We start from the raw sequence: 12,595 nt of genomic DNA, 5'->3' as shown, positions 1-12,595 counted from the left end.
CATCTTCTAAAGAAGCGAAGCCGGATGCCCACTCCCCATTTTCTCCTGTCACAAGGAAGTGGGTTCTTGGGGGGAGGGTGGTAAGTTTGTCGTTGTTTGTAGACGGGCCTGATCGTAACTTAACTTTAGTTGTTGTTATTGCAGAGTAAAATTCGTCAGATACAGCATGACCTATCTTCTGAGATATAACCTGACGCTGCTCGAATAAGATTTTTCCTTTGCCTTTTAGATCTATGGACAGTGTTGTGTTAGTCCCTTGTTGGTTTTGGAATGACCCCCATATGTCCACTATTTGCTCGACGTTATTTAGCGCTAAACTAATTACAATTAACCACTTAGCTATTTCTTTTGGAGACCGTCTTCCACCCTTTTTATCAGGGGCGTTGATTATTTCTTCCTCTAACTCATTAATGTAGCTAGTTATATCTCTGAATCGTTCGTATAAAGGGTCAACGAAGCTGCTAATTTCTTTATAAGTAAGCTCTGTAATGCGTTCGTAATCATGGCTTTGATGAAATCGAATAATTTCGTCGATAGGGTTTCTTATGGAAGTGAAAAGCTCGGATGCTTGGTTCCCAGTTTGTTTAACAACCTCATAAGCAGAATTCAACAGCGCACGCTGTTCCTCCAGCATTCGCTGAGCTTTTTCGACCTCTAATGCGACGGACTGCCCGTTTATAATTTTCTGGAAGTCGTCATCTTGGAAATAGTGGGCTATTGGGTTTTTTGCAGCTTCTACGGCTTTTTCAATATTGCTATAAAATACGTTTTGGTCGTGAAATTGCCTCATAGGATCTACTAAGGCCAATGCACGCTCTATCTCAAATTTTGGTGATGCTCGTTGAACGAGATCGGTTATTTTTTTTTGTTCAGCAAGAATGCGTCGCAACATCTCTATATTGTCTGACATGAGAAATCCTTTTCGGAGTAATATCAGATCATAAAGTGATCCTTTTTAGCGCCTTTGTCTAAAATTTCAGCCATCTGAACGATTCGGTAGATGATGTCGTTTTTGTTCGTGAGTCTAAGTGTATGGGCAGAGTGTGAGTCAGTCGGTAGAATATATTGAGGGCACTAATTTCCGCTTCGCTGGGATCAAAGGGGCTGTGCCCCTCTGAACACCCACAGTCGCTTCGTTCAGATTAATTTGTGTAAATGTGTGCGTAAGCTTATAGTTTCCTCTTGAGCTACATTGTCTGATTACCACAGGAAGGAAATCTTGTTATGGGGGTTTTATTAATTTCACTGTTTTTTGTCGTGCCTGTCTTGGTATGGATTGATAAAAACACACCACAAGAAAGGCGCTTCAACACTAGAATGAAGAACCTTACAGACCAGCAGAATCAAGTGAAGATTGAAACTGGGGTACAAGACGTTGAATATGGTACGTGGGAGCCCGAAGAAACATCTGTAGGCGCTCAAACGAATCTTGTTGGCCTAGAATACCACTATGGAACCAAGCTTGTTTAAGGCTTAGTCTCTCTCAGCAAGCTATTATATTTTTTAAATTCCTGTCCTTTATAAACAGGGAATTGAGTGCGTTAAGTGCACTATCAAACTGCCTCAGAGAATCTACTAGGTTCAATGCACACGCAATTTCAAATTTTGGTGATGCTTGTTGAGATCAACATCCTTGTTTCTCCTCATAAAGTGAATTTTCAGTTTATCTTAAATAGATCATTTGACAAATTTCGCTAGCGAAATCGCCAAAGGGGATTATTTTGTTATAACCTTCAGGACTCAAGAAGCCAACTTCAATTCGAGTTTCTTACCTATGCCCCGCGCTGCCTTCACCATTGTTTGCAGGGTGACGCTGGGGTTTTCGCTATCAAGCAGGCGATCCAACTGGCTGCGGCTAGTGTTGATCCGTCTTGCAAAGACGGTTTTCTTGACCTGATTAAGGTCAAGATACTGGCTAACTTCCGCAGCCAGCACCCGCTTGATCGCTACCGCTTCAACCTCTTCAAGAATTCCCTCGCTTTCAAGGAAGCTATCAAAGCTGCTGCCCAAGTGTTTGCTTTTTTCCATGTGACTATCCTCTCTCATAGTCTCTCAACCTAGATTTGGCTAAATCCAAATCCGCTTTTGGTGTCTTTTGGGACTTCTTAACAAATCCATGAAGTAACACCATTTTCTGGTCTATCACTGCGAATAGCACCCGTGCTATCCGGCCGTCACTGATATTAGAGCGTACCTCGTTCACCTTGCCGTGGAGATTCTTTACCAAAGTCGGTGGTTGATAATCCCGAGGCCAGCCAAATTCAATGGACTTAATGTCCTGTCCGATAATTTTCTTGTCAGGGTCGCCAAGCATCAATAGCCATTCCTTTACTGGCTGATTGCCGCTGTCTGTTTTAAAAAAATGGGCGCTTATCTTTTTCATGCTCTATTGTACCAAAAAAGGTACTTATTGCAAGGGTTTTCAATAGATTATTTAGCAAATCTCGCTAGCGAAATCGCCAAATCTTGTTCAGATGTGTGGGTGAAAATATCGTGAGTAGGAATAGCTAAGGCAGTGGTGAGCTGCCTTAGCGGTCAAGATGTATACCTTAGCCGGTAACAATATTTTGTGTTCGATTTTATTAAATGTAAAGCTCACTATTTTGATGGTCTGTCCAGTGCCAGGTATGAGGCCGCAGCTAAGGGACTGAGCAAAGCGAGGGAGTCTGAACGGGAGAATGCATGGGCCGTAGGCTTTACACTTGACAGGCTGGGGGTTTGGAGCCTCGATCTGAGGGGCATGAACAAGCGCAGCGCCGGCCATGTTCCCGAGGATCAATCACGGCTGATTGCGGGGTGTGGGGCAGCGCCTCACGGTCGCCAAGGGAATCTATTTTTTTCGTTTGGTTAGAGATGTAAGCTTCACGGACTCGTCATGCTCTCTGAGGTCAATAATATAATCTGGTTCAGAAGAGAACCAGGCATAAGATCCCCATGCCAGTTCGGAGATAGACTTCTTGAAAGGTTGTGAGCTTCGATCAATAAATGCAGTTAAAAACGCTAGGTGTTCAGGATCAAATCCTGCTTCTGTAGCAAGAGTAGTTAAGATTTCTTTCCTTTGGCGATTAATGGGGCCGTCAGATGCGACAACCTCCGTGAACAAAACTAGCATTTCAAGACCGGTACTGTCATTACCTAGGTCAACAAGGATAATGTCGGGAAGTGCCCTTGAGGGGTCTATTTTAAGGCCTAGAGCTTGGGCCAGAGCTTCGTCCTGGGCCACAACCTTGTTTCCTGATTCAGATAACCAAAGGACTTTCGGTTTTTTAAGGAATCTTGGTGCGAACTCCTCTATAACAGCCTTGGATATAAGGCTGGATGGTCCAGGTTCCAGCTTGCGTATTGCGCCATCTGGAAACGTTATTTGTATAGATTCGAAGTCATCTGAGCCATAGCTCTTCATCAGTTTCAGCCGAGTGATCGCGGCTTTTGAAAGGTGCCTTTTCTGCCATAGCTCAATTGCTGAATTGAGGCCATCACCGTTAAGACTAATAGCAAAAAGTTCTGTAAATTCTTTTTGCAGAGCATAAGTAGGTTTTGATGAAGTAGTGGGTATGCCTTGGCGAACTATTACGGCTTGTAGTGGAATTAATCCTGTTCGGATGGTTTCATCCCGTATAGGCTCTCGACTATTTGCAGCATACCACGGGTTTTCGGATTTCTTTTTCTTATTGGAAAGCATCATTTTTACCCATGCTTTCCTGCTTTCTATATCAATTAGCTGAGCCTGATCATCTGTCATATCTGTGATCTGGCTTGGACGCACCCAAAGATCAGATCCCTCGATGGCTCCAGCATAAAACATGACATAAAGGGTTTTAGCCGCCATTTCTCGGATGAGATAATTTCTATGCTCTGTACCTTCAGGGAAGATTTTGGGGAGTCTTTCAGCGATCAAAGCTAACGATGGTACTTCCGGAAATATCACGTTGTTTTTTCTCCATAGAATTCTGACACCTTCCGCTCTATCGTTGCTTTATGGCATCCACGATTAATTAACTTTTCTAGTTTTAAAATTTGGTCAACGGTTGGCAGGGGTAGTGCATTCACCTCATAAGCAGATACAGCGACGCTTCCACTGATACCACGAAATGCTCTGTCTGCTGCTTCAGTGTTGAGTAAGGCGCAAATGGTTTTTGGACTAACTGCTGCGGATAAGTTATCACAGTGAATTATGTTGAGATGGTTTTCTACAACAACTCCGCCATGCTCATCTAAGAAATTCTGTGGCAGTAAGGCGGGAATTAAGCGGCGGACTTGCTCTTTTGCGGTAGTACGCTGCAGAAGAATACAGGACTTACGTGTTACTAGGTGTGGCTTTTTAGCCGAGAGCGCAATATACGGAACATGATTTCGTCGAGTAGCACTGAACTTAAAGCCTTCAGATGTTACTGACTCTGCCCAGATTAATGGCAGGGTGTTTTTTGAAGGCATTGAGCGAAGCTGATCTTTGTGTCGGTTCCACACAAGCTGGCCAGTCGATACTCTGTAGCCAAGGTCGATCAGGCGCGTGGGCATTTTTGCTAGGTTGGCGATAAACTTTGCCTCAGCGGTGCCGCGAGGGAGTACCCAAGGCTCTCCCGACTTAGGGATTTTAACGTTACCAATTTTTTCAACCTTTGCGGAATTTAATCCTTGTGGCATAACCAGCGATATATTGGCGGATTGGTTACTTCTTTCTTTTTTGTAGGTGGTTAGCAAGGTTTCTTGAAGCACATCATCAAAGACGCCATTTCGGTCAGAGATGAAGTCGATGTACTTTATTGTCGTTTCGGAGGTCAGCAACTCCCGTAGCGATTTGAAATATTGCCCGCCTAGGAATGACGTGGGGGTAAGGTAAGCAACAACGCCATTATCTGCTGCAAGTCGCAGAGCCAAGTCTGTAAACAAACCATATAGATTCGCATGGCCGTACAATGATCGAGAATAGGTGTCCCGCATTTCCAGAGAGAGTTTTGTCCGTCCGTAGGGGGGGTTACCAATTACTAGATCAAAAGTGCCCATATCGGACACGTTAAGTGCATTTCCAACGGTAACAAGGTTTGGCAGTCGCCTTTTAGCTTCAATACACAATGGAAGGATAGACGCTTCTAGGATGACACAGCTCATCCAAGCTGCGAAGGGGTCAATTTCGATTCCGCGCAGTCTTTGACTAATGCGCTTTAGTGTCCATTCAGCGGACGCTTTAGGCATACTTTTAATCATTCTCATGGCAACTGGAGCTAGGAAAGCACCTCCACCACATGCAGGATCAATGGCTGTACCCTTTTTAAAATCAAAGCCAGCTTTTTCGGCTAGATCCAGCAGTCTGGAAACCAGCGGAGGAGGTGTGTAATACGCTCCCAAGCTAGAGCGTAAAGAGCTGGGTAACATTACCGTATAAATTGAACCAATTAGGTACCCAGCATCTTCCACTGGAAACTGTGCTATCAACTCCCCCGTTTCTGCCGCCAGTAGCAGAGCATCTGGCTCGATTTCCTGCATAATATATGGGGAGCTTTTAGGCTTCATTCTAGATTTGTAGCGTTTGCAGAGGGTGTGCCAGTACGAATCAATTATAGCGGCACAAAAAACCCGAGCATCCTGGGTACGCTGTTCATCCGAGGTGCGCGAGTTTGCAAAACCCTTAGCCATCGCCTTGCAGGCATGGTAGCGCACAAGTGGATTATTGAGCTGTGTTACATCCTGTAAGGCAAGAGCAGTTCTCATTATTGTTTCCTATTTCTCCTGTGGTTTTATTTTAAAGTGCCTACTTCTCTATAGCACTCTCTTTAGGGAAGTATTTAAGGTGGCTCTTGTGACGTTGAAGTGTTTGGCCACTTCAGTCTTGGTGATCGTGGGGTCTCTGAGCATCGCGTGAGCTTTCTTCGTTTGCTGTTCTGTCAATGCTAGTGGTCTACCGCCTTTCCGGCCCCTGGCTCTGGCAGCGGCTAAACCCGCCTTAGTTCGTTCTTGAATTAATGACCTCTCAAATTCGGCTAATGAACCGAAGATATGGAAAATTAGCTTTCCTCCTGCGGTCGTGGTGTCAATTGCTTCGTTTATCGATTGAAATCCGATGCCTCTTTCTTCAAGTTCGGAGATGATCGCTACTAGGTCTTTCAGGCTTCGACCAAGCCTGTCGAGACGCCAAACCATTAAGGTGTCACCTTGCCTGAGGGTATCTAGGCACTTTGTCAGCTCCGGTCGTTCTTTTGAAGTCCCAGATAGTGTCTCTTCGTAAATCTTTTCTACACCGGCATCAGTTAATGCGTCGGTTTGCAGTGTTGTGTTCTGATCAGTCGTAGAGACTCTGGCATAGCCGATGATCATGCTTTTACCTGTATACAAAAGGTTGGTTTATTGTACGTTGATTATTATACGGGTTTTTGATCGCGATAGAGGCCAATTTCGCTAGCGAAATTGGCCTCTATTAGGGCGTATAGAAAACGGTGGTTTTATTGCGAGGGATTAAGTAAAAGCGGTGAAATGGATGCGGAGGTCATGCTGTACACTTTGGTTCATTAACCGGTCAGGCCAATACTTATTAGCGAAAGGCGAGGCAAAGTCACTGCTAGGGGTGTTTCTTAAACACCACCTGTCCCAGTCGCTGCAGCGACTAGTGCGGTTAGTAATCGTCCTCTACATAATCTACATGCATTAAAGGAGGAGTGGCATCAGTTAGCTCGCCTCTCAAAATGAGCACATCATCTGGCGCATCGATCGACACTTTTACTTTGCCGCCATCGATGCGATCAATGTAGACGATGGCGTCGCCGCCGATATGGATTGATTCGCCTGGTTTACGCGTGAGTTTCAACATGTCCTTTATCCTTTATATTGATCTATCCATGATCACCCGAGTCTAACATTGGGAGAGGCTAAGTGCGGAGATGACTTTGTATATCTAGCCCTAATTTTGCTTCTATCTTCTTTTTTTAGATAGTAAGAATTAGAGTTGATGATTTTTTCCGTAATCCTTATATAGAAGACGATATTGTTAGTTCTGAAAAATCTAAATTGGTCGTAATATAGCAATTCATTTCAGTTGTATTGAAATGAATTGGTCTCAATAGCTATTACTATCATTCGATAAGGAAATTTCGATGTCTTTACCTAGGCTTAGTGCTGCTGTCTTCTTGTTCTCAACTGCGTTTAGTTTTGCCGGGTCACCGATTAATCTCAATATGAGCGTTGATCCTAGCACTAAAGCATCGAATACCTGCATATTACAAGAACAGGGTTATTTCCCGAGGGAGGTAGGGCTCAAGTTTATGGATAGTGGTTATAACGATCCCACTCAATGCAGTGTCCGGTTATCGGCTGTAGTACATAACCAGCACTTCAAATTTTGTGCTTTTTCTGGTTTCCAGACCCTTGGCAGCGTTGCCCAACAAAATTGCTTGGTGAGTTATGAGCCTAAAGGCGATGCCATATTTTCAGCAGGTGTCATATCTAATGGCACACATAGTGTTTCGATTAGCTGCTCTTTTGTTTGTCTGCCTAATTAGGCTAGTTTGAATAACACTCAGCTAATTCATTATGTAATGATTTAGTGCCAAAAAAGTTGTACTTATTTGGTACTAAATAGGCACCACTTTTCCTTTTTCCCTCCATCATAAGTCTTAGCTAAGCCCTTCCCTATCAAGGAATCGCCTAGGCTTTTACCGTCTAAGTACACATCGGCAACGATCCGAAAATACTTATCTCTATTAATATTTCTAAGCTCAACGACCTTTGCTGCACGGATCATCGCCACGGCTTCCTGTTTTGCTTTCCTGGCTTGTTCGATCTCTTCCCTGCACCCTCCTCTCATTTCTGGGGTGTCGATGCCGTTGACTCTGATAGGGATGTTTTTGCCAATGATCGGTGGCCAATCGTTTATCGTAGCCCTGAAAGTGTCACCATCGTAGATGGTTGTCACTGTATCAACGACAACATTACCGTAGCCTTGTGTACCGGCAGACGCAATCGATGACCAGAATAAATGTAGTACCAAAATAGTACCAAAAAGGCTCCTTAATGGTACCACTATGACTGCTCGGATTCTTCGTCGGCAAGCCTGAGAAGCGCGTGCCTGATGGTGTTAAGTTTGGATCGACCGGTCTTTGTTGCGAGTATCCCTAGCGCTTCAAACTCATATTTATTGAACGGCACGCGAATGGCTTTATAGTCTCTGCTGGCTTTTGGGCTAAGGCTTTTGTCAGGCTCTACGGTTGTCAGTTGTTTGGTGCCGCCATCGACGCCGGATGCAAACGCTTCGATTTGCTCTGCGCTCGGTTCTTGCCGTGGTGTGGCTGTAGCCAGGGGGGTGCGGCGCTTAACCATCAGAACACCTCCTTCATTATTCCTTGGATTTCTTCAGTTGCTTTGGGATTGTTCATTTCGACAACGCCCATACCCTCGCTCATCGCATCGCGATAGACCTTGCGGTCTCTAATGATAGTGTCGAGTAACTTTATTTCGGGGTAGTCCTGAAGGTATTCACGGGCCTCTTCTGCTTCATGAATAACGGGGTTTGTCGGGGCCATTGTGATCAAGCCATAGACGATCAGTTTTGAATTCAAGTCTTTGGCTTGAGTGATGATTTCTTGTAGGTTGGGGAGGGTGTCTAGATCCGGCTGAGAAGGTCGGAAGGGCACGATTAAGCAATGTGCTGCCGTCATACCTGTGCGTAGCTCTCGACTATCACGGCCAGCGGCATCGACGATAACGTAGCCATATCGTTTGTCGAGATCTAACAATGTGTCGCGGATGTTTTCGTATTTCTGGACACAATGAACAGTCGGAAGACTTTCATTGGAGGTACGATCTAGCGCCCAATTAGCGGCGGTACATTGTCGGTCGGCGTCAACTAGTACTACGTCATGACCATTTTTTGCCAATTCCGCGCATATATTTACCGCTGTGGTGGATTTGCCGCAACCACCTTTTTGACTGCCTATAAGTACGATCATTGGTACCATTCCTGTGTAATTTTGGTGCCGTTTTAGTGCCCATTTAGTACTAATATAGTGTTAATTTGGTACTAAATTAGCTAGGTACTAATGTAGTACTGTTTTAGTACCAAAACAAGCATATTAATAATCTGTAGAGCATGGGTATTGCTAAACATGAGCAGGATAGTATACTTTTGTGATGGCGTGGTGCGTTTGAACTTTGTTATTTATTAAGGGTTGCGAGTGGAAATCAGAATGCTACGGCAGATGTTTCAAGAAGGGTTGTTGCGTACAGCAACTATCATTCCTGCTCCTATGGAACGTGACCGTTGGATGTTGGTCTTTCAAAAAGCTAATGGAAACCAAGAGCGAATCACGAAAGCTAGAACAGAAAATGACAAGGTTTATAAGCGGCTTAATGGTGCTTTATCAGATGCCCAGGACATTGGCTTCAGGAGTGTGACTGTAGAGTTTAACGAAAGCTAAAAAAGAAAAACCCAGCACAAGGCTGGGTCTTAAATTCGGTTGAATGTTGAGGAGTTGGCGCTCAAGACAACATTCAATACTCAGGCTTGGGAAGCCCTTGTGTATTTATAATATACGCAAGAACCCATCACCGCAAATCATGTTGCCTGTTTTTGAGGCATCAATGAGTAGTGTTTTGATGGAAGTAGCTTCCCTTGGCGCAAATGGATGTAGGAAAAGCCAATGGGATCAATAGAGTGGGATCAGTACCAATAGGGCCGGCAACGCAGGCCGTTGATCGCTATTACCAATCAGGTACTGCACTAAACCGATTGCTCTTGGAGGCACCGTACTTGCCTCGCTGTAGCGATAACAAAACCGCAGCTATTGTTAGGCCGCGTGAGTACGCTATTCGTCATCCGTATATGCAAGTCAACCGACCTAATATGGTGAGTTGGCTTGTCTTCGATCTAGATCATTCCAATGCCCTTATTTGGGAGGATGAAAACCTCCCAGCGCCAAATATGGTAGTGAGTGACCGTAATAGCGGCCATTCGCATCTGTTCTACGCCATCGTGCCAGTCTGTACATCCGAGAATGCTCGATCTAAACCTATTCAGTACATGAAGGCCGTTTATGAGGCGATGGCTGCGCGGTTAAACGCTGATCCAGCCTATAGTGGGCCGGTCGCTAAAACACCAGGGCACCCTTGGTGGTCAACGTGGGAAATCCATACCACTGAGTATGAGTTAGGTGAGCTAGCCGATCACGTAGATTTAGCCGTTAAGCCTCGTTGGAGCGTTGGCCCCGATCTTGATGTGGTATCGCACTCCCGCCATTGCCTGCTGTTTGAAGAATTGCGGTTTTACGCTTATTCCATCGTAACTCGTGAGAAAGAGCAGGGGGCATACCAGTCTTTTATCCGCCTGCTGGAAGCTTACGCCTACAACAAAAATAACTACCGGTTGCGGGGCTTTGCTATGAACCTGAGCGTAGCTCAGGTGAACGCTACGGTTAAGTCTGTGGCTCGCTGGACGTGGGATAGGTACCAAGGTAGCAGTCAGTGTCATCGAGGAGTAATGCGGCTGGATAAGTCATTGCCGCTCAATGAGCGGCAGCGGCTAGCTGCCGAGCACACGCACCAAGCGCGCCAGCGAGGCACAGAATCAAAGATAAGGGCTGTGTGTCGATCGCTGCTCAAAAGGGGTGACAGACTCTCTCAGGCGGTCGTGGCAAGAGCGTCAGGGTTGTCTCGGCAAACGATAGCTAAGTACCGGCATATTCTGGAAGAGGCGCTATCTCCATCACCGTCCAATATCGTTCCTTTGCGCGGGGTTTCGGCTCTTCAAACAAGTGTTAAGTATGCTGCACATCAGATATCAGCTCCCCGCAGGGGCAGTGGTATTGTTTTAGGCGTTGGGTTGTTAGGTGGCGATTTCTTGGATTCTTGTGAATTGGATCTTGATGTTTCTGGGTATGATCCACCTGATTCATCATAGGTTTAGTTTGATGCTGATTTTCAGGTTAGAGGATGGTAAATTTTGAACGTTTTTTCCGATCGGAAAAAAGCTTGTTTACTCGTACCTATCTTTGTATCCTCCTTTTCGTACTTGATTTAGGTACGAGGGTACGGAACGAGGTGAATATTCGTGCATGTTGCCAGCAACGTCAAAAGATTGGTTATTTGGAGTGGCTGGACGCCCCACCAAACAACCTCTTCGCCCATTTCATGGGCTGCGCACTCCATTGCGCTGGACGCTGCATTACGATTGCTAGGGCGCGTCTGGCTACGCCCGACAACCCGCTTTGCGGGCTTCAGTTTTCATGTGCCGCGTCCGCTTGCAACATGGCAACTTCGGCCCTCCACTTCGGCTTACCGGCCCTCGTCTAATTTTGCAATTAGCCAGGGAACCCGATCCGGTAAGCCTACATTCCGTGCGCTCCTGAACGTCGCCCCTCAAAGCGGGTTGTCGGCCGCTGTCCGACGCGCTGGGCTACGCCCCCCACTTACCAACCGTACACTGGGGTGTACTAAATCGACTGGGGTCGATTTTTGATAAGCGGCTCCCCCCAGCCTTACGGCAATCACTTTGGGGTGATGTGCCTTCAGGCAAAGAAGTCTATTCAGCTGCGACATGAATATTTAAAAGGAGTATTTTTAAATGATTGAGCACTTGATTGCAGATCCTGCTGAGCGAAAACAAAGGGCTGCGGAGAAAGAAGAATGGGTACTGGATTTTTTGAGGAGGGAAATTTATAGCTCGACAGCTATTCTTGCGGTTGAAATGGGTATAGGGAACCGAGCAGCTCTTAATGTATTAAATCGTATGGAACGGAAGAAATTATTAGTTAAAGACGAAGTGTCATTTATCAAGGGTAGGGCGTTGCCTTTATGGGGTATTACATCTAATGGTGTATTAGAAGGTCTTAGTCCTGAGGATGTAGCTACAGTGAGTTTACGTCATCATAGGGTTGGTAGTGTGTCGCCGGTGACCATTGCCCATACGTTAGATGTTCAACGGTGTAGTCAATATTTTGAGATAGACCTAGATTGTGAAGATTGGACTCCAACCCGATTACTACCTGCTCAAAATGAACGGAAAGGTCATCCAAAACGTTGGTCTGTATATCCTGATGGTGTTGTAAGTTTTCCTATTGATAATGAAAACTTTGTTTCGGTAGCAGTAGAAGTAGAGCGAAGCCGGAAATCTCCTGAGAGATATGTGCAAATTATTGGAGGCCACTTATCGAATATTAAGAAAAATAGGTATGTGAAAGTATATTATTTTTGCGAATCTAAAAAAGTTGCGGAAAACCTTGAAGCTCTATTTCTTAGGTTGATGGTTAAAAAGAAAATTTGGTTTAGGTTAAAAGATGACGATGATGAGATTCCTCCAAAAGAGGTAATGGCATATTTTGAGTTCAATGGTATGGAGCTATTCTGAAAATTAATGTGGCGGTATGTAAGGGATTATAAGACGCTCGACCGAGCCGTGGATGCGGCTTATGTACCTAGCTGTGGAAAAAAGAGCTGGGATACTGAGGCGGAAAGGGTGGCGTTTCTGTTTGAGCTGTACCAGAAGATCGCTTCTTTACTGCCTGTTGAAAAGAAAAAACCGAAGGCACGCAAGAAAGCTGCTGTGTAGTTCTTGAATATTAGTCAGGACTTCTGACTAGGTGGTTGGTATGCACCCACCCAGGCTGAGAGCTAC

General features: G+C 45.2%; 15 protein-coding genes. 5 read left to right on the top strand and 10 right to left on the bottom strand.

Going from position 1 to position 12,595, the window contains the following annotated elements:
• On the bottom strand, window positions 1–910 hold a 910-nt coding region (locus tag HNQ57_RS17480), incomplete at its 3' end, for an SH3 domain-containing protein (protein ID WP_184465193.1).
• Between the two features lie 314 nt (window positions 911–1,224).
• On the opposite strand from HNQ57_RS17480, the gene HNQ57_RS17475 reads away from it, so the two are divergent.
• A complete protein-coding gene (locus tag HNQ57_RS17475; protein ID WP_184465191.1) occupies window positions 1,225–1,470 on the top strand; it encodes a hypothetical protein in 246 nt (81 codons plus the stop codon).
• A 270-nt stretch (window positions 1,471–1,740) separates the two neighbouring features.
• Here HNQ57_RS17475 and HNQ57_RS17470 read toward each other — a convergent pair whose 3' ends face one another.
• The 9 genes from HNQ57_RS17470 to HNQ57_RS17430 form a co-directional block, all read right to left on the bottom strand.
• Window positions 1,741–2,028 carry an XRE family transcriptional regulator gene (locus HNQ57_RS17470; RefSeq protein ID WP_184465189.1) on the bottom strand — a complete coding sequence of 96 codons (288 nt, stop codon included), beginning with the start codon at window positions 2,026–2,028 and terminating at the stop codon, window positions 1,741–1,743.
• A gap of 4 nt (window positions 2,029–2,032) precedes the next feature.
• Window positions 2,033–2,383: a type II toxin-antitoxin system RelE/ParE family toxin gene (locus HNQ57_RS17465; RefSeq protein WP_184465187.1), complete on the bottom strand. Its 351-nt coding sequence runs from the start codon at window positions 2,381–2,383 to the stop codon at window positions 2,033–2,035.
• Between the two features lie 447 nt (window positions 2,384–2,830).
• A complete protein-coding gene (locus HNQ57_RS17460) occupies window positions 2,831–3,928 on the bottom strand; it encodes a BsuBI/PstI family type II restriction endonuclease (protein ID WP_184465185.1) in 1,098 nt (365 codons plus the stop codon).
• Entirely contained in the window at window positions 3,925–5,709 is a 1,785-nt protein-coding gene (locus tag HNQ57_RS17455; RefSeq protein WP_184465183.1) for an HsdM family class I SAM-dependent methyltransferase, read from the bottom strand. Before HNQ57_RS17455 ends, HNQ57_RS17460 begins: the two co-directional genes overlap by 4 nt.
• A gap of 48 nt (window positions 5,710–5,757) precedes the next feature.
• The gene (locus tag HNQ57_RS17450) at window positions 5,758–6,312 is read right to left on the bottom strand and encodes a recombinase family protein (protein WP_184465181.1); all 555 of its coding nucleotides are present in this window, start codon (window positions 6,310–6,312) and stop codon (window positions 5,758–5,760) included.
• Between the two features lie 295 nt (window positions 6,313–6,607).
• Window positions 6,608–6,802, bottom strand: a complete 195-nt coding sequence (locus HNQ57_RS17445) for a carbon storage regulator (protein ID WP_184465179.1) — start codon at window positions 6,800–6,802, stop codon at window positions 6,608–6,610.
• Between the two features lie 750 nt (window positions 6,803–7,552).
• Window positions 7,553–8,011: a thermonuclease family protein gene (locus tag HNQ57_RS17440; RefSeq protein ID WP_338114515.1), complete on the bottom strand. Its 459-nt coding sequence runs from the start codon at window positions 8,009–8,011 to the stop codon at window positions 7,553–7,555.
• Window positions 8,011–8,307 carry a hypothetical protein gene (locus HNQ57_RS17435; protein ID WP_184465177.1) on the bottom strand — a complete coding sequence of 99 codons (297 nt, stop codon included), beginning with the start codon at window positions 8,305–8,307 and terminating at the stop codon, window positions 8,011–8,013. Before HNQ57_RS17435 ends, HNQ57_RS17440 begins: the two co-directional genes overlap by 1 nt.
• On the bottom strand, window positions 8,307–8,936 hold the full coding sequence (locus HNQ57_RS17430) for an AAA family ATPase (protein WP_184465175.1): 630 nt from the start codon (window positions 8,934–8,936) through the stop codon (window positions 8,307–8,309). The genes HNQ57_RS17435 and HNQ57_RS17430 overlap by 1 nt, the downstream gene beginning before the upstream one ends.
• A gap of 225 nt (window positions 8,937–9,161) precedes the next feature.
• Between HNQ57_RS17430 and HNQ57_RS17425 the strand changes: the two genes are divergently transcribed.
• The 4 genes from HNQ57_RS17425 to HNQ57_RS18295 all read left to right on the top strand — a co-directional run bounded on the left by HNQ57_RS17425 (window position 9,162) and on the right by HNQ57_RS18295 (window position 12,529).
• Window positions 9,162–9,404: a plasmid replication protein RepB gene (locus tag HNQ57_RS17425; protein ID WP_184465173.1), complete on the top strand. Its 243-nt coding sequence runs from the start codon at window positions 9,162–9,164 to the stop codon at window positions 9,402–9,404.
• A 236-nt stretch (window positions 9,405–9,640) separates the two neighbouring features.
• Window positions 9,641–10,882, top strand: a complete 1,242-nt coding sequence (locus HNQ57_RS17420; protein ID WP_226968182.1) for a replication initiation protein — start codon at window positions 9,641–9,643, stop codon at window positions 10,880–10,882.
• A 663-nt stretch (window positions 10,883–11,545) separates the two neighbouring features.
• On the top strand, window positions 11,546–12,328 hold the full coding sequence (locus HNQ57_RS17415; RefSeq protein ID WP_184465171.1) for a hypothetical protein: 783 nt from the start codon (window positions 11,546–11,548) through the stop codon (window positions 12,326–12,328).
• Window positions 12,329–12,334: 6 nt separating this feature from the next.
• Window positions 12,335–12,529: a type IIL restriction-modification enzyme MmeI gene (locus tag HNQ57_RS18295; protein ID WP_420825312.1), complete on the top strand. Its 195-nt coding sequence runs from the start codon at window positions 12,335–12,337 to the stop codon at window positions 12,527–12,529.
• Window positions 12,530–12,595 lie beyond the last annotated feature (66 nt).

Origin of the sequence: Zhongshania antarctica (assembly GCF_014202945.1) — a bacterium.
GTDB classification, from domain to species: Bacteria; Pseudomonadota; Gammaproteobacteria; order Pseudomonadales; family Spongiibacteraceae; genus Spongiibacter; species Spongiibacter antarcticus.
This window is presented reverse-complemented; position numbering and strand designations above follow the sequence as displayed.